Origin of the sequence: Paraburkholderia franconis (genome assembly GCF_009362735.1) — a bacterium.
Classification (GTDB): Bacteria; Pseudomonadota; Gammaproteobacteria; order Burkholderiales; family Burkholderiaceae; genus Paraburkholderia; species Paraburkholderia franconis.
The window spans coordinates 176041-196012 of sequence record NZ_WHNP01000007.1 but is presented as its reverse complement, the minus strand read 5'-3'; the positions used below and the strand labels follow the sequence as shown (position 1 = coordinate 196012).

Annotated in this window: 20 protein-coding genes; 19 read left to right on the top strand and 1 reads right to left on the bottom strand. The window is 63.6% G+C overall.

What is annotated here, in order from left to right:
* The first annotated feature begins 3 nt into the window (after window positions 1–3).
* From GCT13_RS10475 to GCT13_RS10455, 5 genes are all read left to right on the top strand, one after another.
* Window positions 4–1206: a tryptophan--tRNA ligase gene (locus GCT13_RS10475; protein ID WP_152757582.1), complete on the top strand. Its 1203-nt coding sequence runs from the start codon at window positions 4–6 to the stop codon at window positions 1204–1206.
* Window positions 1207–1225: 19 nt separating this feature from the next.
* Complete coding sequence (locus GCT13_RS10470; protein ID WP_152757580.1) at window positions 1226–1840, top strand: class I SAM-dependent methyltransferase; 615 nt, start codon at window positions 1226–1228, stop codon at window positions 1838–1840.
* Between the two features lie 42 nt (window positions 1841–1882).
* The gene (gene dapA, locus GCT13_RS10465; RefSeq protein ID WP_152757578.1) at window positions 1883–2791 is read left to right on the top strand and encodes a 4-hydroxy-tetrahydrodipicolinate synthase; all 909 of its coding nucleotides are present in this window, start codon (window positions 1883–1885) and stop codon (window positions 2789–2791) included.
* A gap of 105 nt (window positions 2792–2896) precedes the next feature.
* The gene (gene bamC / locus GCT13_RS10460) at window positions 2897–4045 is read left to right on the top strand and encodes an outer membrane protein assembly factor BamC (protein WP_152757576.1); all 1149 of its coding nucleotides are present in this window, start codon (window positions 2897–2899) and stop codon (window positions 4043–4045) included.
* 8 nt (window positions 4046–4053) lie between these two features.
* Window positions 4054–4827, top strand: a complete 774-nt coding sequence (locus GCT13_RS10455; RefSeq protein ID WP_321574277.1) for an MBL fold metallo-hydrolase — start codon at window positions 4054–4056, stop codon at window positions 4825–4827.
* Window positions 4828–4936: 109 nt separating this feature from the next.
* Here the strand turns inward: GCT13_RS10455 and GCT13_RS10450 are convergent, their stop codons facing one another.
* Entirely contained in the window at window positions 4937–5635 is a 699-nt protein-coding gene (locus tag GCT13_RS10450) for a Bax inhibitor-1/YccA family protein (protein WP_090864886.1), read from the bottom strand.
* A gap of 300 nt (window positions 5636–5935) precedes the next feature.
* Between GCT13_RS10450 and ndk the strand changes: the two genes are divergently transcribed.
* The 14 genes from ndk to GCT13_RS10380 all read left to right on the top strand — a co-directional run bounded on the left by ndk (window position 5936) and on the right by GCT13_RS10380 (window position 19858).
* Entirely contained in the window at window positions 5936–6361 is a 426-nt protein-coding gene (ndk, locus tag GCT13_RS10445; protein WP_152757574.1) for a nucleoside-diphosphate kinase, read from the top strand.
* A gap of 114 nt (window positions 6362–6475) precedes the next feature.
* A complete protein-coding gene (gene rlmN, locus GCT13_RS10440) occupies window positions 6476–7624 on the top strand; it encodes a 23S rRNA (adenine(2503)-C(2))-methyltransferase RlmN (RefSeq protein ID WP_090864968.1) in 1149 nt (382 codons plus the stop codon).
* A gap of 209 nt (window positions 7625–7833) precedes the next feature.
* On the top strand, window positions 7834–8955 hold the full coding sequence (locus tag GCT13_RS10435) for a helix-turn-helix domain-containing protein (protein ID WP_152757572.1): 1122 nt from the start codon (window positions 7834–7836) through the stop codon (window positions 8953–8955).
* 124 nt (window positions 8956–9079) lie between these two features.
* On the top strand, window positions 9080–10393 hold the full coding sequence (ispG, locus tag GCT13_RS10430; RefSeq protein WP_152757570.1) for a flavodoxin-dependent (E)-4-hydroxy-3-methylbut-2-enyl-diphosphate synthase: 1314 nt from the start codon (window positions 9080–9082) through the stop codon (window positions 10391–10393).
* Window positions 10394–10425: 32 nt separating this feature from the next.
* A complete protein-coding gene (gene hisS / locus GCT13_RS10425) occupies window positions 10426–11766 on the top strand; it encodes a histidine--tRNA ligase (RefSeq protein WP_152757568.1) in 1341 nt (446 codons plus the stop codon).
* A gap of 88 nt (window positions 11767–11854) precedes the next feature.
* Window positions 11855–12484 (top strand): YfgM family protein, encoded by a 630-nt coding sequence (locus tag GCT13_RS10420; protein ID WP_152757565.1) that lies wholly within the window; start codon window positions 11855–11857, stop codon window positions 12482–12484.
* Between the two features lie 67 nt (window positions 12485–12551).
* Entirely contained in the window at window positions 12552–13697 is a 1146-nt protein-coding gene (gene bamB / locus GCT13_RS10415; RefSeq protein ID WP_152757563.1) for an outer membrane protein assembly factor BamB, read from the top strand.
* Between the two features lie 322 nt (window positions 13698–14019).
* Window positions 14020–14211, top strand: coding sequence for a hypothetical protein (locus GCT13_RS10410; RefSeq protein WP_152757562.1), 192 nt, complete (start codon window positions 14020–14022; stop codon window positions 14209–14211).
* A complete protein-coding gene (gene der, locus GCT13_RS10405; protein ID WP_090864879.1) occupies window positions 14211–15548 on the top strand; it encodes a ribosome biogenesis GTPase Der in 1338 nt (445 codons plus the stop codon). The genes GCT13_RS10410 and der overlap by 1 nt, the downstream gene beginning before the upstream one ends.
* 166 nt (window positions 15549–15714) lie before the next feature.
* A complete protein-coding gene (gene hfq / locus GCT13_RS10400) occupies window positions 15715–15951 on the top strand; it encodes an RNA chaperone Hfq (protein ID WP_007580427.1) in 237 nt (78 codons plus the stop codon).
* Window positions 15952–16024: 73 nt separating this feature from the next.
* The gene (gene hflX, locus GCT13_RS10395; protein ID WP_193727628.1) at window positions 16025–17254 is read left to right on the top strand and encodes a GTPase HflX; all 1230 of its coding nucleotides are present in this window, start codon (window positions 16025–16027) and stop codon (window positions 17252–17254) included.
* A 30-nt stretch (window positions 17255–17284) separates the two neighbouring features.
* Window positions 17285–18691 (top strand): FtsH protease activity modulator HflK, encoded by a 1407-nt coding sequence (gene hflK, locus GCT13_RS10390; protein ID WP_321574276.1) that lies wholly within the window; start codon window positions 17285–17287, stop codon window positions 18689–18691.
* 11 nt (window positions 18692–18702) lie between these two features.
* Window positions 18703–19623, top strand: coding sequence for a protease modulator HflC (gene hflC / locus GCT13_RS10385; protein WP_152757558.1), 921 nt, complete (start codon window positions 18703–18705; stop codon window positions 19621–19623).
* Window positions 19624–19666: 43 nt separating this feature from the next.
* Window positions 19667–19858 carry a DUF2065 domain-containing protein gene (locus tag GCT13_RS10380; RefSeq protein ID WP_087735440.1) on the top strand — a complete coding sequence of 64 codons (192 nt, stop codon included), beginning with the start codon at window positions 19667–19669 and terminating at the stop codon, window positions 19856–19858.
* Window positions 19859–19972: the final 114 nt, after the last annotated feature.

The window sequence follows — 19972 nt, the reverse complement described above, 5'->3', positions numbered from 1 at the left end:
ACCATGTACCCCGACCGTATCTTCTCCGGCATGCGGCCCACCGGCTCGCTGCACCTCGGCCACTATCACGGCGTGCTGAAAAACTGGGTGCGTCTGCAGTCCGAATATCCGTGCTTTTTCTGCGTGGTCGACTGGCATGCGCTGACGACCCACTACGAAACGCCCGACGTGATCGAAAAGAACGTGTGGGAAGTGCTGATCGACTGGCTCGCCTCAGGCATCGATCCCGCGCAGGCGACGCTCTTCATCCAGAGCCGCGTGCCCGAGCATGCAGAACTGTCGCTGCTGCTGGGCATGAGCGCGCCGCTCGGCTGGCTCGAACGCGTGCCGACGTACAAGGAGCAGATGGAGAAGCTGAAGGACAAGGATCTGTCGACCTACGGCTTCCTCGGCTATCCGGTGCTGATGGCGGCCGACATCCTGCTGTACCGCGCGTCGCTCGTTCCCGTCGGCGAGGACCAGGTGCCGCACGTCGAAATGACGCGCGAACTGGCGCGCCGCTTCAACCATCTGTACGGCCGCGAACCGGGCTTCGAAGAGAAGGCGATGGAAGCGGCGAAGAAGCTCGGCGGCAAGCGCTCGAAGCTGTATCACGAACTGCGCAATGCGTATCAGCAGGAAGGCGACGACGAAGCGCTCGAGCAGGCGCGCGCGATGTTGCAGGAGTCGCAGAGCCTGTCGATGAGTGATCGCGAGCGCCTGTTCGGCTATCTCGAAGGCTCGCGCAAGATCATCCTCGTCGAGCCGCAGGTGCTGCTGACGGAAGCGTCGCGGATGCCCGGCCTCGACGGGCAGAAGATGTCGAAGTCGTACGGCAACACGATCGGTCTGCGCGAGGATGCGGAGACGATCACGAAGAAAGTCCGCACGATGCCGACCGACCCGGCGCGCGTGCGCCGCACCGATCCGGGTGATCCCGACAAGTGCCCGGTGTGGCAACTGCATCAGGTCTACACCGACAAGGACACGCACGACTGGGTGCAAAAGGGGTGCCGCTCGGCGGGCATCGGCTGCCTCGAATGCAAGCAGCCGGTGATCGAGGGCATCCTGCGCGAGCAGCAGCCGATGCTCGAACGCGCGCAGAAGTACATGGACGATCCGTCCCTGTTGCGCGCGATCGTCGCCGATGGTTGCGACAAGGCGCGCCGCTTCGCATCGGAGACGATGCGCGACGTGCGCGAGGCGATGGGCCTCGCGTACACCTGATGCCAGCGACAGGCGGACGATGAGCGGCGAGCTGCCCGACGTGCGTTGCACGACCCATGTAGCCATCGGCGAGCCGTCGCGCTGGGTGAAGCGCTGGGCGCATCTGGTGGAAGGCGGCGGCGCGGTGCTCGACGTGGCGTCGGGCGCAGGGCGCCACGCGCGGTTTTTCGCGTCGCGTGGCCATTCCGTGACGGCCATCGACCGCGATGCGGCCGCACTGGCCACGATGGACGGCGTTTGCGGCATCACGACGCTCGCCGCCGACATCGAAAGCGGCCCATGGCCGCTTGCCGCCGACGTGCGTTTCGCAGCCGTCGTCGTAACCAACTATCTGTATCGTCCGCTCTTTCTCCGATTGCTGGACGCGCTGGCGCCCGCCGGCGTGCTGATCTACGAAACCTTCGCGCAGGGCAACGAAACCGTCGGCAAGCCGTCGAATCCTGAATTTCTGCTCGCGCCCGGCGAACTGCTCGACGCGGTGCGCGGAAAGTTACGTGTCGTTGCATTTCAGGACGGTTTCCTCGCGGAACCGCGCCCCGCCTACATCCAGCGGATCTGCGCGATTCGCGAGCCGGACGGATCGGTCAAGACGGATAATACGGGTCTTCCCCCGCGTTACGATTTGGCCGGTTAATCCGCTACAATCGCGGTTTATTGAACAAATTCATGGCGTTTCATGGCTAACGGCACTCAGCAAGACGGCGTCGCGATTCGCGGCAGCATTCCCGCCATCATCACCCCTATGCTCGAAGACGGCAGTCTCGATCTGCCGGCCTTCCGCAAACTGATCGACTGGCATATCGAAGAGGGCACGAACGGACTGGTCGTGGTCGGCACGAGCGGCGAATCGGCGACGCTGTCGGTCGAAGAGCACGTGCTGATGGTAAAGACGGCCGTCGAACAGGCGGCGGGCCGCATTCCCGTGATCGCGGGCGCGGGCGCCAATTCGACGACGGAAGCGATCGAGCTGACCGAGCAGTCGAAGAGAGTGGGTGCCGATGCGACGCTGCAGGTCGTGCCGTACTACAACAAGCCGACGCAGGAAGGCATCTACCGCCATTTCGCGAAGATCGCCGAAGCCGTCGATCTGCCCGTGATCCTCTACAACGTGCCGGGCCGCACGGTCGCGGACATGTCGAACGAAACGATCCTGCGCCTCGCGAACGTGCCGGGCATCGTCGGGGTGAAGGAAGCAACGGGCAACATCGACCGCGCCGCGCATCTGATCAAGTCGGCGCCGGCGCACTTCGGCATCTACAGTGGCGACGATCCGACGGCGATCGCGCTGATGCTGCTTGGCGGCCACGGCAACATCTCGGTGACAGCAAATGTCGCACCGCGTCTGATGAGCGAGCTGTGCAAGGCCGCGATCGCGGCCGACGCGAAGACGGCGCGCGAGATCCATCTGAAACTGCTCTCGCTGCACAAGAATCTCTTCATCGAATCGAACCCGATTCCGGCGAAGTGGGCCTTGCAGGAACTGGGCCGCGTCAAGGGCGGCATTCGTCTGCCCCTCACGCCGCTCGACGCGCGCTACCACGACGTAGTCCGCGCCGCGCTGCGCGAGGCGGGGCTGCTCGGCTGAGCGCCTGAAGGTTTAGGCGCCTCCCGGCATTTTTTCAACTGACGTCGATATCGCCCCCGGTCCCGCACCGAACCAGGCAGCGCGTTTAGCTTCACGAAGGACCCCATGAAACGTTCCGCACTTTCCCTCCACGCAACGCGCCTGGCGGCGTTGACGCTTGCGGCTGGCACGGTTGTGTCGCTTTCTGGCTGCGAGTCGCTGAACGACGTGCTCGCGTCGGACCGCGTGAACTACAAGGACACGACGAGCGCGCCGCCGCTCGCCGTGCCGAGCGACCTGACGGCTGCGCAGGTCGATCAGCGCTATGTGGCGCCGCCCGTAGGCACGGCGCTCGGCGGCGCGCCGCCGCGGGCGAAGACGCAGGCGGGCAACCTGACGGAAGGCGTGCCGAGCGCGCAGGATCCGCTCGGCATGCACGTCGAGCGCGACGGCGACCGCCGCTGGCTGGTCGTCGACGGCCGTACGCCGGAACAGTTGTGGCCGCAACTGAAGGAATTCTGGACGGAGAACGGCTTCTCGCTGAAGACCGACGCGCCGACGACGGGCATCATGGCGACAGACTGGGCCGAGAACCGCGCGAACATTCCTGACGACTGGTTCCGCCGCACGGTCGGCAAGGTGATCGATTTCGCGTACTCGTCGGGTACGCGCGACAGCTTCCGCACGCTCGTCTCGCGCGATTCGAGCGGCGCAACCGACATCTCGATCACGCACGCCGCGATGGAAGAGGTGCTGACGGGACAGGACAAGACGTCGTCGCGCTGGGTCGAGCGTCCGCGCGATCCTGCGCTGGAAGCCGAGTTCCTCGCCAAGCTGATGCAAAAGTTCGGCCTCAGCGACGCGCAATCGAAGCAGTTGCTGACCGACGCGCGTCCGTCGACAGCGCGGGCGCAGCTCGACAGCAGCGCGGGCGGCGCGACGTTGGATCTGCCTGAATCGTTCGACCGCGCATGGCTGCGTGTCGGCCTCGCGCTGGATCGCACGAACTTCACCGTCGACAACCGTGATCGCGAAAAGGGCATCTACTATGTGCGCTACGCGGATTCGATGCAGGAACTCAAGCGCGACGGCATCTTTGGCAAGCTGTTCTACAGCGACAAGAGCACCAAGAAAGATGCCCACGAGTTTCTCGTGAACGTGCGCTCGAAGAGCGACACGTTGACGCAGGTTGCCGTCGTCGATGCAAACGGCCAGGTGGATACGTCGTCGGACGCGCAGCGCATCGTGTCGCTGCTGCACGCGCAACTGAACTAAGGCGGGTCGTGCGATTCGCCAGTCTGGGAAGCGGCAGTGAAGGCAATGCATTGCTGGTCGAGGCCCAAAACGGAGCGACCACCACGCGGGTTCTGCTGGACTGCGGCTTCTCGGCGAAGGAAATAGCCCGGCGGCTGGAGCGGCTGGGCGCCGGTGTCGATGAACTCGACGCCATTCTCATCACCCACGAACACAGCGACCACATCGGCGGCGCACTGACGCTCGCCCGCAAGCTGTCGATACCGCTTTACATGAGCTGGGGCACCGCGCGCGCCGTCGGCGCGGACGAAGCCGATGTCGATCTGCATGTGATGTGGAGCGACGAAAGCGTCGCGATCGGCGATCTGAGCGTGTTGCCGTACACCGTTCCGCACGATGCGCGCGAGCCGTTGCAATACGTGTTTTCGGATGGCGCGTCGCGCCTGGGCGTGCTGACGGACGTCGGTACGTCGACACCGCATATCAGCGCCGTGCTGAGCGGCTGCGACGCGCTCGTGCTCGAATGCAACCACGATGTGCAGATGCTTGCGGCTTCGCGTTACCCGCCGTCGCTGAAGGCGCGGATCGGCGGCAATCATGGGCACCTGAACAATGACGTGGCGGCGGAAATCCTCGCGTCGCTGGATCGCTCGAAGCTGCGGCATCTGGTTGCCGCGCACCTGAGTCAGCAGAACAATCTGCCGGAGCTGGCGCAAGCGGCAATGGCGGCCGTGCTCGGCGCGGCGGCGACGGAAGTCTTGGTCGCCACACAAAGCGAAGGGTTCGGCTGGCTCAGTCTCTGAAAGTCTTGATCTCTGCGATGGCGCTCGCAGCCCTGTAAGTGCAGACAGCAAAACGCCCGTGACGATTGCTCGTCACGGGCGTTTCGTTTTGGCTCGGGAGTGGAGGCGATCAGTTACGGTTGCCGCCGAAGATGCCGAGGATCGACAGCAGATTCACGAACACGTTGTACAGGTCGAGGTAGATCGCCAGCGTGGCCGTGATGTAGTTCGTCTCGCCGCCGTTCACGACGCGCTGCACGTCGAACAGCATGTACGCCGAGAAGATCACGATCGCGAGCACCGATACCGTCAGCATCAACGCGGGCAGTTGCAGAAACAGGTTCGCGACCATCGCCAGCAGCAGCACGATCACGCCGACGAACAGCCATTTGCCGAGGCCCGAGAAGTCACGCTTGCTGACCGTGGCGACCGTCGCCATTGCGGCGAAAATCACACCAGTGCCACCGAACGCGAGCATGATCAGCGACGGCCCGTTCGAAAAGCCGAGAATGAAGCTGAGCAGCCTCGACAGCATCAGCCCCATGAAGAACGTGAAGCCGAGAAGCACGAATACGCCCGCGGCGCTGTCTTTCGTCTTCTGGATCGCGAACATGAAACCGAAGGCGATTGCGAAGAACGCGAGCATGCTCATGGCCGGGCTGGTCGCGGCGAACAGCGAGAAGCCGGTCGCGACGCCCACCCACGCGCCGATTACCGTCGGCACCATCGACAGCGCGAGCAGCCAATAGGTGTTGCGCAGTACGCGGTTGCGGGTTTCAGCCGTGGTGACGGAACCGCCCCGGCCGAAGTTATAGGGATATTCGTTCATGGTCTCTCCTTGCGTCGGACGCAGTGTTGCTTGGTGGCTTGCAACGGTTTTCGTACGCTGCCGGCAGGCGGGTTGCCGCCGGCACGCGAATCCACAACCCTAAGATTAACGCCAGGACGAGGAGTTTCAACGCTGGGGAATTCACCCGCTATTACGTTTTGTTACCCGCCGGCCTGCATCTTCGGGAGTGAAACTTCAACCCTTACAAAATCGTAAGGGTTGAATCGCAATCATACACGGGAACATGCTACAATAGCGGATTCATTTAAATCTGTAACCTCTTAATTTTCTGGAGTTTTTATGGCGATCGAACGCACCCTGTCGATTATCAAGCCGGACGCAGTGGCCAAGAACGTGATCGGTCAGATCTACAGCCGCTTCGAAAACGCTGGCCTGAAGATCGTGGCATCGCGCATGGTTGCGCTGTCGCGCGCCGACGCAGAGAAGTTCTACGCTGTGCACGCAGAGCGTCCGTTCTTCAAGGATCTGGTTGAATTCATGATCTCCGGCCCGGTGCAGGTTCAGGTTCTGGAAGGCGAAAACGCCATTCTGAAAAACCGTGATTTGATGGGTGCAACGGATCCGAAGAAGGCCGAGAAAGGCACGATCCGTGCTGACTTCGCCGACAGCATCGACGCGAACGCAGTCCACGGTTCGGACGCAGCAGAAACGGCTCGCGTCGAAATCGCGTTCTTCTTCCCGGAAGTCAACGTCTACTCGCGCTAAGCAGATAACGCCAGTAGGACAGCAGTAACAGCAGCAGGAGCGGGCGCGAACGGTATCCGCGTTCATGCAGCTTGTTGCATGAACGCAGTCTCGCACTGAATGGCAGGATTCGATATGACGAGCAGTCCAACCGTCAACCTTCTCGATCTCGACGCCGCGGGCCTTGTCGCGTATTGCGACAGCCTCGGCGAGAAGCCGTTTCGCGCCAAGCAATTGCAGCGCTGGATTCACCAGTACAACGCTGCCGACTTCGACGGGATGACCGATCTCGCGAAGTCGCTGCGCGAAAAGCTGAAGGGCCGCGCATCGATCACGATGCCCGGCATCGTCAGCGACCATATTTCCGCCGACGGCACGCGCAAGTGGCTCGTCGACGTCGGCAACGGCAACGCCGTCGAAACCGTCTTTATCCCGGAAGAGACGCGCGGCACGCTGTGCGTGTCGTCGCAGGCGGGATGCGCGGTCAACTGCCGGTTCTGTTCGACCGGCAAGCAAGGATTCTCACGCAATCTCACCACGGGCGAAATCATCGGCCAGCTTCGCATGGCCGAATTTGCGCTGCGCGCGTCGCTCGGCGAGGCCGGCGGTCGCGCGACGGGCGGTGAGGGCAAGGGCGAGCGCGTCGTCACGAACGTCGTGATGATGGGCATGGGCGAGCCACTGCTCAACTACGACGCCGTCGTGCCGGCGATGCGCCTGATGCTCGACGACAACGCCTACGGCCTGTCGCGCCGGCGCGTCACGTTGTCCACGTCGGGCGTGGTGCCGATGATGGACCGGCTCGGCGCCGATCTGCCTGTGGCGCTCGCCGTCTCGTTGCACGCGCCGAATGACGCGTTGCGTGACATGCTCGTGCCGCTCAACAAGAAACATCCGCTGCGCGAACTGATGGCCGCATGCCAGCGGTATCTGAAAGTCGCGCCGCGCGACTTCATCACGTTCGAGTACTGCATGCTCGACGGCGTGAACGACAGCGAGGCGCATGCACGCGAGTTGCTGGCCGTTACGCGTGACGTGCCGTGCAAGTTCAACCTGATTCCGTTCAATCCGTTCCCGGAATCGGGTCTGTTGCGCTCGAAGAACGAGCAGATCAAACGGTTCGCGCAGGTGTTGATCGACGCAGGGGTCGTCACGACAGTGCGCAAGACTCGCGGCGATGACATCGACGCCGCCTGCGGCCAGCTGGCCGGCGCGGTCAAGGACCGCACGCGCCTTGCGGAGCGCACGGGAAAGGCGAAAGTCATCGAAGTCCGCGCGGTGTAAGGCTTGTGACGGGTAAATGAGCCGGGATGTCAGTCAGTCCGCATATCGGGATGGGCCTCGTCGCGCGAAGTGAAAAGAAAGTTTGCAAAAGCGATCGGAAGCGGCACGCACAGCCGCGCATTTTGTTATAAACGGTCTGCGAAACCGGACGAAGCCATGTGCCGCCGGTTCGTACGAGTGAAAAAAGAATCGACGCGAAAGGATTTGGGATGAGTGAGCCGCAGCACCCGCAACCGCACGAAGAGGATACGCATTCGGGTCGCCCGCTGTCGGCGGCCGCGCCGGCGGCAGCGCAGCCGGCCGTGCCGGGCGGGTTCGACTCGCTGGCTGCCGTCGGGGCACGGCTTGCGCAGTTGCGCGAATCGAAGGGCATGTCGGTGGAGGATGTGTCGGCGCGTCTGAAGGTTGCGCCGGGCAAGCTGCGGGGACTCGAAGCGGGCGATCTAAGCCAGTTTCCGGATACCACATTCGCGCTCGGTGTCGTGCGCAGCTACGCGAAGATCGTCGGCGCCGATCCCGCCCCGATGACACAGGCGCTGCGCCGCGAAAAAGGCGTACCCGAGCCGGCGCTGACGATGCCGGCTTCCGCAGGCATGGACTTGCCGCGCGGGAAAGTGTCGCTGTCGCTGGGCGGCAGCGCGCCGCGCCGCCGTTCGTGGATATGGGGCGTGGCGCTCGCCATCGTCGTGCTGATCGCGCTCGCCATGTGGCATACGAACAATGGTGAGTCGACGGCGTGGCTCGCGCGGCTGAAGGGAATCGCGGGTGTCCCTGCGACAACCGACAAGGCGTCGGCTGCCGTGGGTGAGTCCGCCAGCGGCGCAGCCGCGACGGGCGAGATGGCTGCATCGCAGGCACAGACGGATACGCAGGCGGCCGCTGCCGAGGGCGCGTCGGCCACACCGATGCCCGCGCCGCTGCCGATGGCAGGCGCCGCGCCGGCTTCGACGGCGGCATCGGCAGGGCCGGTCACATCGGCTTCTACGCCAGCCGCCGCCGCGCCGAAAGCGGCGAGCGCTGCGTCCGCAATCGCGGCTGCCGCGTCGGCGTCGGCTGCGAGCGAGCCGCCCGCTGCGCCAGCGGGTTCGTCGACGGTCGCGCTGGCCGTCAAGCAGGACAGCTGGTTTAGCGTGCGCCAGAAGGACGGCAAGGAAATGTTCTCGGGCCTCGTGCACGCGGGCGAGACGAAAGAGGTAAGCGGGTTGCCGCCGCTCAAGGTGACGGTCGGCAACAAGGCGGGTCTGGAGTCAATCACGCTGGACGGCCAGCCGGTTGACCCGGCCAAATATGCGTCGGCGAAGGGCAATGTGGCACGCTTCGCGTTGCCCTGACGCAGTTCAATCATGTGAGTCGGGGCTTTTGAGGCCGCGACGCTTTGTCAATTCACGCGTCGTATTCAGCGACCGGCCGGGATGCTTTCCGGGCCACGAGCGGGCGGCGCAAGCGGGTTTATCGATGCACTCCGATCAAGTGAAATCCAGCAGTCAGATTGTTTCGAACGTGCCGGTGTTCGGCGGTCACGCACAGCGTCGCCGCTCACATGCTGTCGACGTCCGTTGGGGCGGCCAGCTCGTGACGATCGGCGGCGATGCGCCCGTGCGCGTGCAGTCGATGACGAACACGGATACGGCTGACGCGATCGGCACCGCGATCCAGGTGAAGGAGCTGGCGCAGGCGGGTTCGGAGCTCGTGCGCATCACCGTGAACACGCCGGAAGCGGCGGCTGCCGTGCCCGCGATTCGCGAGCAGCTCGACCGCATGGGCGTGACGGTGCCGCTCGTCGGCGATTTTCACTACAACGGCCATCTGCTGCTGCGCGACTATCCGGGCTGCGCGGAATCGTTGTCGAAGTACCGGATCAACCCTGGCAATGTCGGCCAGGGCGCAAAGCGGGACACGCAGTTCGCGCAGATGATCGAAGCGGCCGCGAAGTACGACAAGCCAGTGCGCATCGGCGTGAACTGGGGCAGCCTCGATCAGGATCTGCTCGCGAAGATGATGGACGAGAACGCCGCGCGCGCCGAGCCTTGGGAAGCGCAAAGCGTGATGTATGAGGCGCTGATCCAGTCGGCGATCGGTTCGGCGGAACGCGCTCTCGAGCTCGGCCTCGGCCGTGACAAGATCATCCTGTCGTGCAAGGTGAGCGGCGTGCAGGACCTGATCGCCGTTTATCAGGAACTCGCGCGCCGTTGCGACTTCGCTCTGCATCTGGGCCTGACGGAAGCGGGCATGGGCTCGAAGGGCATCGTCGCGTCGACGGCGGCACTGTCGGTGCTGCTGCAGCAAGGCATCGGCGACACGATCCGCATTTCGCTGACGCCGGAGCCGGGTGCGTCGCGTACGGGCGAAGTGATCGTCGGCCAGGAAATCCTGCAGACGATGGGCCTGCGCTCGTTCACGCCGATGGTCATCGCGTGCCCAGGCTGCGGCCGCACGACGAGCACGCTGTTCCAGGAGCTGGCGTCGCAGATCCAGACGTATCTGCGCACGCAGATGCCCGTGTGGCGCGGCACGTATCCGGGTGTCGAGAAGATGCACGTCGCCGTGATGGGTTGCATCGTCAACGGTCCGGGCGAATCGAAGCACGCGAACATCGGCATCAGCCTGCCTGGCTCGGGTGAGAATCCGGCCGCGCCTGTCTTTATCGACGGCGTGAAGGTCAAGACGCTGCGCGGGGAAAACATCGCGCAAGAATTCCAGCAGATCGTGAGCGATTACGTCGAGCGCAGTTACGGTCCCAATGCGGTCCGCGCCGAAGCGGCGAACTGATTCGCTCCACCCAATTCGTCAACCGAAGACAGATGACTGAACAGAAGAAACGGCTTGAAAAGTTGTCCGGCGTGAAGGGCATGAACGACATCCTTCCGCAGGACGCCGGCTTGTGGGAATTTTTCGAAACGACGGTCAAATCGATGCTCCGTTCGTACGGATACCAGAATATCCGCACGCCGATCGTCGAGCACACGCAGCTCTTCACGCGCGGCATCGGCGAAGTGACCGACATCGTCGAAAAAGAAATGTACAGCTTCACCGACGCGTTGAACGGCGAGAACCTGACGATGCGTCCGGAGAACACGGCCGCCGTCGTGCGCGCGTCGATCGAGCACAACATGCTGTACGACGGCCCGAAGCGCCTGTGGTACATCGGGCCGATGTTCCGCCACGAGCGTCCGCAGCGCGGCCGTTATCGCCAGTTCCATCAGGTGGGCGTCGAGGCGCTCGGCTTCGCCGGTCCCGATGCGGACGCCGAAATCATCCTGATGTGCCAGCGTTTGTGGGACGACCTCGGCCTGACGGGCATCAAGCTCGAAATTAACTCGCTGGGCCTCGCCGAAGAGCGCGCGAAGCATCGCGTCGAACTGATTGCGTATCTCGAGAAGCACGTGGACGTGCTCGACGACGACGCGCAGCGCCGCCTGTACACGAACCCGCTGCGCGTGCTGGACACGAAGAATCCGGCCATGCAGGAGGTCGCGCAAAACGCGCCGAAGCTGATCGATTTCCTCGGCGAGGAATCGCGCGCGCACTTCGAAGGACTGCAGTGCCTTCTCAAGGCGAACAACATTCCGTTCACGATCAATCCGCGCCTCGTGCGCGGTCTCGATTACTACAATCTGACCGTGTTCGAATGGGTCACGGACAAGCTCGGCGCGCAAGGCACGGTTGCGGCGGGCGGCCGCTACGACCCGCTGATCGAGCAACTGGGCGGCAAGCCGACGGCCGCATGCGGCTGGGCGATGGGCATCGAGCGCATTCTCGAGTTGCTGAAGGAAGAAAACCTGGTGCCGGAAGCGGAAGGCTGCGATGTGTACGTCGCGCATCAGGGCGAGGCGGCTCGCGAACAGGCGTTCATCGTCGCCGAGCGTCTGCGCGACACGGGGCTCGACGTGATTCTGCATTGCAGTCCTGACGGTCAGGCAGCGAGCTTCAAGTCGCAGATGAAGCGCGCCGACGCGAGCGGCGCCGCATTCGCGGTGATCCTCGGCGAAGACGAGATCGCGAACGGCACGGCAGGCGTCAAGGCGCTGCGCGACACGGCGCAAATCGGCGCGAAGAGCGAGCAGCAAACGGTGCCGCTAGAAAACTTGACCGAACATCTAATCAATGCGATGGTTGCGTCCACCGAAGACGGCGACGACTGATCGCGGCGTCGCACATCGTCGTTAAACGGGCCGCACAAGCTGCGGCTCCAATCAGGCAAGGCACCAGGAAAGAGGAAATCGCGTCGCGATGAGTTACCACGACGAACAAGAGTCGATTGAGAGCGTGAAGGCATGGTGGGCGCAATGGGGTAACGCGACCACGTGGATCGTGCTGGTGGCGCTCGTGGCCGCAGCGGGCTGGAACGGCTGGAATTACTGGCAGCGTCATCAGGCGGCGGAAGCGGCAGTGCTGTACGACCAGGTCCAGCAAGCGGCGGCGGGCACCGACAAGGCGATCATTACGCGCGTCGCCACCGACATGGAAAACAAGTTCGGCAGCACCGCGTATGCGCAGATGACGGCGCTCACGGCCGCGAAGGCGCTCTACGCAGCGGGCGACGAACCGGGCGCGAAGGCGCAGCTCCAATGGGCCGTCGACCACGCGAAGGACGACGAATTCAAGCAGATCGCGAAGCTGCGTCTCGCGTCGCTGCTGCTCGACGAAAAGGCTTATGACGCCGGTCTTGCGTTGCTCAATGAGCCGCAATCGGGTGCGTTCAAGAGCGTAGTCGCCGACCGCCGCGGCGATCTTCTCGCCGCCGCAGGCAAACGCGACGACGCGCGCGCCGCGTATAAGCTCGCGCTCGACTCGCTGTCGAAGAATGATGCGTCCGCCCGTCAGCTGATTCAGTTCAAGCTCGACGCGCTGGGCGGCTGAGCGTTGCAGGCTGTTGCAGCGTCTGCCGTTTCCTTTTGATCACTAAATCTACATGCTTCGCTCACCGATGAATCTGCTGAAACGTTACGCCGTGCCCGTTGCCTGTGCGATGACCGTGCTCGCTCTGACGGCCTGCTCATCGTCGAAAGACGAGCGCCGCGTGCCTACGCCGCTCACCGAGTTCAAGCCCGTGCTCGATGTCCAGCAGACGTGGACGGCTAGTGTCGGCAAGGCCGGGCGCTATATGTTCTCGCCCGTTGCCGTCGGCGACGCCGTGTATGCGGCGGGCGCGAACGGCTCCGTCGCGAAGATCGACGCGAAGACTGGCAAGGACGTGTGGCGCACGAAGCTCGACGGCGACCTGTCGGCGGGCGTCGGCACGGACGGCACGCTCACGGCTGTCGGCGGCCTGAAGGGCGAAGTGTTCGTGCTCGACCAGAACGGCAAGCTGTCGTGGAAAGGCACCGCGCCGGGCGAAATCCTGTCGCCGCCGCTCGTCGGCAACGGCCTCGTGGTCGTGCGCACCGTTGACGGCCAGATCACCGCGTTCAATGCGCAAACGGGCGAGCAGAAGTGGAACTATCGCAATCGCGCGGTGCCGCTCAATCTGCGCGTGTCGTCGGGCATGACGTTCGCGGGTGACGCGGCCGTGCTGGCCGGTTTCCCGGGCGGCCAGTTCGCGGCGATCAACCTGCAGACGGGCGATGCTTACTGGACGACGCCTGTGTCGTATCCGAAGGGCGTGACGGAAGTCGAGCGCATCAACGACGTGACGGGCCCGCCGACGCTGGTCGGCGCCGAAACCTGCGCGGTGACGTTCCAGGGGCAGCTCGGCTGCTTCGACGCGAACTCGGGCCGTGCGCTGTGGGAAAAGGCGTTTTCGAGCACGAGCGGCCTTGCACAGGATGACCGCGTCGTGGTGGCGGGCGATGACTGGGCGATCGTCTCGGCGTTCGACGCTACGACGGGCCAGCAGTTGTGGCGCAACGACCAGTTGAAGAGCCGCGACGTCAGCGTGCCGCTGCTGCTCGGCCATGCCGCCGTTGTGGGCGACTACAAGGGTTTCGTGCACTTCCTGTCGCGCGACGACGGCACCTTCGTCGCCCGCGCGAAGACGGATGGCAGCGCGATCACGGCTGCGCCGGTCCTGGCCGGTGACACGTTGGTCGTGCAGACGCATGACGGCGACCTGTACGGATTCCGTCCGCGTTAAAGGCTGTTGGGCTGTGCGGCGCGTCTGATTCCCAGAGCGTTGTGCGGTGACATGTGGGCCGGCTCTGCCGGCCGCATGCATTTTTTTAGGGTGCCAACGGGGCGTCGATGGCGCCCAATGATTCGGCGAATGGTTGCTGCCCGAGTCCCGTCGAACGGGACCAGGCGGACCGCCTGCAATGCCGTCAAAAATTCGAGATCGTCGGTCGGGCTGCGCGGGCGATCCATCAATGCGTGTTGTGCTGCTGTCGTTGGTGAACGATTGCAACGAGGCGGCGGCAGCAATCGCTGCTTCGTGCATTCGATGCAATGCGTGCTGAACCTTGGGCTTCACGATCGACGCGGCCACCCAGGCAGCCAACCTGAAATCCGTTCGTCTGCGCAAGCTCCGCGCGTCCGAAACGGGTCAAATTCGTGATAATTTTCGTCAAACGCAGCCGTGCAACGGCCGCATGGCGTTGCCAGTGCGGAAGGTCGGGTTTTCGACGCCGCGCTTCATTGTGAACAACATCTGATGAAACCCGTTATTGCCCTCGTCGGGCGCCCCAATGTGGGGAAATCCACGCTGTTCAACCGGCTCACGCGTTCGCGCGATGCGCTCGTCGCCGATTTGCCGGGCCTCACACGCGACCGTCACTACGGCGAAGGACGCCTCGGCGACCGGCCGTATCTCGTCGTCGATACGGGCGGCTTCGAACCCGTTGCGAAGGACGGCATTCTGCACGAAATGGCGCGCCAGACGCGCCAGGCTGTCGAAGAGTCGGACATCGTCGTCTTCATCGTCGACGGCCGCAACGGTCTCGCGCCGCAGGACAAGTCGATCGCCGACTATCTGCGCAAGACGGGCCGGCCGATTTTCCTCGTCGTCAACAAGGCCGAGGGCATGCGCTATTCGGCCGTGGCTGCCGACTTCTATGAACTCGGCCTCGGCGACCCGCGCGCGATTTCCGCTGCGCACGGCGACGGTGTCGCGGAGATGATCAACGAGGCGCTCGACGCCGCGTACGCCGGCCAGCCGGAAGAGAGCGAGGAAGAGAAGAAAGCGCACGGCATCAAGATCGCGATCGTCGGGCGGCCGAACGTCGGCAAATCGACGCTCGTGAACACGCTGATCGGCGAAGACCGCGTGATCGCGTTCGACATGCCCGGCACGACGCGCGATTCGATCTACGTCGACTTCGAGCGGCAAGGCAAAAAATACACGCTGATCGACACGGCCGGCCTGCGCAAGCGCGGCAAGGTGTTCGAGGCGATCGAGAAATTCTCGGTCGTGAAGACACTGCAATCGATCTCCGATGCCAACGTCGTGATCCTGCTGCTCGACGCACGCCAGGACATTTCGGAACAGGATGCGCATATCGCGGGCTTCGTCGTCGAGCAGGGGCGGGCGCTCGTGGTCGGCGTGAACAAGTGGGACGGGCTCGATCCGCATGTGCGTGAGCGCACGAAAAACGATCTTCAGCGCAAGCTAAAATTCCTCGAGTTCGCGAAGTTCCATTTCATTTCCGCAGCCGAAAAGACGGGAATCGGCCCGCTGATGCGCTCCGTCGACGACGCGTACAAGGCCGCGATGTCCAAGCTGCCGACGCCGAAGCTTACGCGTGCGCTGATCGAGGCCGTCGAGTTCCAGCAGCCGCGCCGTCGCGGTCCCGTGCGTCCGAAACTGCGCTACGCGCACCAGGGGGGACAGAATCCGCCGATCATCGTGATCCACGGCAACGCGCTCGATGCCGTCACCGACACATATAAGCGCTACCTCGAAAACCGCTTCCGGGAAACTTTCGCGCTGACGGGCACTCCATTGCGGATAGAGTTCCGGTCGTCGACGAACCCCTACGCGGACAAGGGCTGAAACGCGCCGGCGACCGGGCCCGAAACCCGCATGTAGACTGGCTCCTGGCCGAATGGCCAGGCGAAGCGCTGGTCAATAAAAATCGGCTATAGTGTAGCGATTGACGGCGGATTTCTTTTTCTTCGGCGGCAATTAAGTCAACCTGCAAAAAAATACGGAGTTTGCTATGAGCAACAAAGGGCAATTGTTACAAGACCCGTTTTTGAACGCACTGCGTAAAGAGCACGTGCCGGTCTCGATCTATCTCGTCAACGGCATCAAGCTTCAAGGGAACATTGAATCGTTCGACCAGTACGTCGTGTTGCTCCGGAATACGGTGACCCAGATGGTGTACAAGCACGCAATCTCGACCGTCGTGCCTGCCCGTCCGGTGAATTTCCACCCCGATTCCGAATCGTCCTAACCTCTCGTCGCGGCCGGTCGAGCGTCGTCGGCTGGCGACACTGACCGGCCGCTTCATTTTGACATCCACCAATTTGATCAACGCAGCGCTTGTCGGCATCGACTTCGGCAAAATCGATTTCGAAGCCAGTCTCGAAGAACTCAGCCTGCTCGCGCAAAGTGCGGGCGCCCATCCTGCCGTCACCCTCACCGGACGCCGTTCGAGCCCCGATGCCGCCATGTTCGTCGGCAGCGGCAAGGCCGAGGAATTACGCGTCGCGTGCGAGGCGAACGACATCGAAATCGTCATCTTCAATCACGCACTCGCACCGGCTCAGCAACGCAATCTGGAGCGTGCGCTTAACAGACGCGTCGTCGATCGCACGAGCCTCATTCTCGACATCTTCGCGCAGCGCGCGCGCAGCCACGAAGGCAAGCTGCAGGTCGAGCTCGCGCAGCTGCAATATCTCGCGACGCGGCTGATTCGCGCGTGGACTCACCTGGAACGGCAAAAGGGCGGTATCGGCCTGCGTGGCCCCGGTGAAACGCAGCTCGAAACCGACCGCCGGCTGATCGGCGATCGCATCAAGATGCTCAAGGGGCGGCTCGAAAAGCTGCGTCGCCAGCACGGCACGCAACGCCGTGCGCGCGCGCGCAACCAGACGATGTCGGTGTCGCTCGTCGGCTATACGAACGCGGGCAAGTCCACGCTGTTCAATGCGCTGACGAAAGCGCAAGCGTATGCCGCCGATCAGCTGTTCGCGACGCTCGATACGACTTCGCGCCGCGTCTATCTCGGCGAGGAGGTGGGGCAGATCGTCGTATCGGACACCGTAGGATTTATCCGCGAGCTGCCTCACCAACTGGTGGCGGCATTTCGCGCGACGCTCGAAGAAACGATTCACGCCGATCTGCTGCTGCACGTTGTGGATGCATCGAGTGCGGTGCGGCTCGATCAGATCGATCAGGTCAATGACGTCTTGCGCGAGATCGGCGCGGACACCATCCGGCAGGTGCTCGTGTTCAACAAAATCGACGCCGTGCCAGAGCTGGCGGCCCGAGGCGACGCGGTCGAGCGGGACGAGTATGGTAATATTTCGCGCGTCTTTTTGAGCGCGCGCACGGGGCAAGGGCTTGACACACTGCGCGCTGCCATCGCCGAAATCGCAACAGCCGAACATCTTTCGGAATCTGACGGTCTACTGTCGGAGGGAGACCCGAGAGCCGCGGCATTTCAACAAGATCAGCGCGATGATGCGGGCGAAGACCACCGCGAAGACCGCAAGATCCCAGACACGGGCATCGACCCGTTCCAATTGCATTGACCCGCTGTCTACTCTGGTGAACGAACACAGGTGAACGATTACAACGAGCGGAGTATCTGGCTGCGTCTGCGCGCCATGTTGTCGCTGAACGACCCGCGGTGGGGCCGGGGCGATAGCAATGGCGACCGCCAGCGTCTGAACGATTCGAAGCGTCCGCCTAACGGCAAGGAAAACGAAGGACCGCCCGATCTGGACGAAATGTGGCGCGACTTCAACCGGCGCCTGTCACGCATGTTCGGCCGCAAGGGCGGAGGCGGCGACCGTCGTCCCGACAACGGGCGCGGCGCGCGCATCGGTGTCGGCATCATCATCGGCGTGTTGATCGCGATCTATCTCGGCAGCGGCGTGTTCGTCGTCCAGGACGGCCAGGAGGCCGTCGTGCTGCGCTTCGGCCAGTTGCGCGGCACGGCGGCGCAAGGCGTGCACTGGCGTCTGCCGTATCCGTTCGAATCACATGAAGTCGTCAACGTCGGCCAGGTGCGTTCCGTCGAAATCGGCCGCAACAACGTCGTGCGTCTCGCGAACGTGAAGGACGCGTCGATGCTCACGCACGATACCGATATCGTCGATGTGCGCTTCGCTGTGCAGTACCAGATTCGCAAGCCGACCGACTACCTGTTCCGCAGCGCCGATCCCGACCTCAGTGTGATGCAGGCAGCGCAGGCGGCCGTGCGCCGGATCGTCGGCTCGCGCAGCACCAACGACATCCTCTATCAGGACCGCGAAGCCATCCGCGCACAACTGACTGAAGCGATCCAGCATTCCCTTGATGAATATCACGCGGGGCTCGCCGTCACGGGCGTGACGATCCAGAGCGTGCGGGCACCCGATCAGGTGCAGGCCGCATTCGACGACGCCGCGAAGGCGCATCAGGACCGCGAGCGGGCGAAGCGCGACGCGCAGGCCTACGCGAGCGATCTGCTGCCGCGCGCGCAGGCGGAAGCCGCGCGCATGATCGACGACGCGAAAACCTACAGCGACCGCGTGGTGGCGCAGGCGGAAGGCGACGCCGAGCGCTTCAAGGAAGTGTACGCGCAGTACTCGAAGGCGCCCGCCGTGATACGCGAGCGCATATACCTCGAAACCATGCAGCAGATCTATTCGAATGCGACGAAGGTGTTCGTCGACAGCAAGTCAGGCAGCAACGTCCTCTATCTGCCGCTCGACAAGCTGGTCGAGGCGACGCGTCAGCGTTCGGCCGAGGCGGCTGCGGCTGGCTCCTCACCGGGCGCCCAGGCCGCGCCGTCCACGCCGAATGCACCGGGCGCGCCGAATCCGTCCAACGCGCAGCCGGCAACCCAGGGTGGCAACCCGCCGACCATCGTCGCGCCGCCCGCCGCGCCGGTAAGCAGCGCAAGCCAGGCCGCTGCCGCGAGCGACGCATTCCGTTCGCGCGATTCGTTTCGCAGCCGCGGCCGCGAAGACGAACTGCAATAAGGAGCGCGAACATGAATAAAATCGTTGCGCTCGTCGTAGCCATTGTGATCGTGCTGTTCGCGGCATCGTCGATGGTGTTCGTCGTCGATCAGCGACATATGGCCGTCGTTGCCGCGCGCGGTGACGCCGCGCCGACGCTTGCTGGTCCCGGCTTGCACGTGAAGCTGCCGCCGCCGTTACAGACGGTGACGTCGGTGGATACGCGCATCCAGTCGCTCGATTCTCCCGACGAGGACCACTACGTGACGTCCGACAAGACGGAAGTGCTTGTGAATCCCGTCGTGAAGTTCCGTGTGTCCGATCCCGTGAAGCTGATCGCGGAAACGAAGGGCGACATGCAGAGCCTGCCCGATCGTCTCGCGCTGCTCGCGCGTGGCGCGCTCGGCGACGCGTTCGCGAGGTACTCGTTGCCCGACGCGCTCGCGAAGCAGGATGCGATTGCAACCGAGGCGCGCGACGGCATGCAGAAGGGCGCGGCGTCGCTGGGCGTCGATGTGATCGACGTGCAGCTCACGCGCATCGATTTCCCCGCTACGATGGCCGACGCGGTTTACAAGCGCATGATCGCCGCGCGCGAAGAGGCGGCCAGCCAGGAGCGCGCGCAAGGCGCGGCGGAAGCGGATCAGATCAAGGCGGATGCCGGCCATCAGCAGCAGGCGATCCTCGCCGACGCGTACAAGCAGGCGCAGTCGATCAAGGGCGACGGCGACGGCAAGGCCGCATCGATTGCCGCCGACGCATTCGGCCGCGACCCGCAGTTCTATCAGTTCTACCAAAGCATGCAGGCCTACAAGAACAGCTTCAAGCCGGGCGACGTGATGGTCGTCGACTCGAGCAGCGAGTTCTTCCGCTTCATGCGCAGCCCGGACGGCGCAGCCGCCGCTGCTCAACCGACTTCCGGCGCGTCGACGGGCGCGCACAACAAACACTGATTACGGGAGCGCCGCGGCAAACGCATCGCGGCGGCCGCATCGCATGGACATAGCCGGCTCGTTTTTGCTCGCGATCGCACTGATGCTGATCATCGAGGGGATGTTCCCGTTTGTATTTCCGAGCGCCTGGCGCGACACGTTTCGTAAAATAGCGGAGCGTCCGCCGCACCATATCCGGATCGGCGGACTGATCGTCATGGTGCTCGGGCTGTTGCTGCTGATGGTTGCGACATAACCAAGGGTCCATGCGGCATCGAACGGCGCTCATGAGGCGCGGTTCGTACACGGACTTCATGCATTGAACTTGCGGCATCGCGCGCCGTTGTCGGGTTCGATCGCACGCTGAGCG

Coding starts and splice junctions, on each gene's coding strand:
- hisS (WP_152757568.1), top strand. CDS start 10,426: ATGACTGAACAGAAGAAACGGCTTGAAAAGTTGTCCGGCGTGAAGGGC.
- rlmN (WP_090864968.1), top strand. CDS start 6,476: ATGACGAGCAGTCCAACCGTCAACCTTCTCGATCTCGACGCCGCGGGC.
- ndk (WP_152757574.1), top strand. CDS start 5,936: ATGGCGATCGAACGCACCCTGTCGATTATCAAGCCGGACGCAGTGGCC.
- GCT13_RS10420 (WP_152757565.1), top strand. CDS start 11,855: ATGAGTTACCACGACGAACAAGAGTCGATTGAGAGCGTGAAGGCATGG.
- hflC (WP_152757558.1), top strand. CDS start 18,703: ATGAATAAAATCGTTGCGCTCGTCGTAGCCATTGTGATCGTGCTGTTC.
- dapA (WP_152757578.1), top strand. CDS start 1,883: ATGGCTAACGGCACTCAGCAAGACGGCGTCGCGATTCGCGGCAGCATT.
- GCT13_RS10470 (WP_152757580.1), top strand. CDS start 1,226: ATGAGCGGCGAGCTGCCCGACGTGCGTTGCACGACCCATGTAGCCATC.
- GCT13_RS10380 (WP_087735440.1), top strand. CDS start 19,667: ATGGACATAGCCGGCTCGTTTTTGCTCGCGATCGCACTGATGCTGATC.
- bamB (WP_152757563.1), top strand. CDS start 12,552: ATGAATCTGCTGAAACGTTACGCCGTGCCCGTTGCCTGTGCGATGACC.
- GCT13_RS10450 (WP_090864886.1), bottom strand. CDS start 5,635: ATGAACGAATATCCCTATAACTTCGGCCGGGGCGGTTCCGTCACCACG.
- der (WP_090864879.1), top strand. CDS start 14,211: ATGAAACCCGTTATTGCCCTCGTCGGGCGCCCCAATGTGGGGAAATCC.
- bamC (WP_152757576.1), top strand. CDS start 2,897: ATGAAACGTTCCGCACTTTCCCTCCACGCAACGCGCCTGGCGGCGTTG.
- GCT13_RS10435 (WP_152757572.1), top strand. CDS start 7,834: ATGAGTGAGCCGCAGCACCCGCAACCGCACGAAGAGGATACGCATTCG.
- hfq (WP_007580427.1), top strand. CDS start 15,715: ATGAGCAACAAAGGGCAATTGTTACAAGACCCGTTTTTGAACGCACTG.
- GCT13_RS10475 (WP_152757582.1), top strand. CDS start 4: ATGTACCCCGACCGTATCTTCTCCGGCATGCGGCCCACCGGCTCGCTG.
- ispG (WP_152757570.1), top strand. CDS start 9,080: ATGCACTCCGATCAAGTGAAATCCAGCAGTCAGATTGTTTCGAACGTG.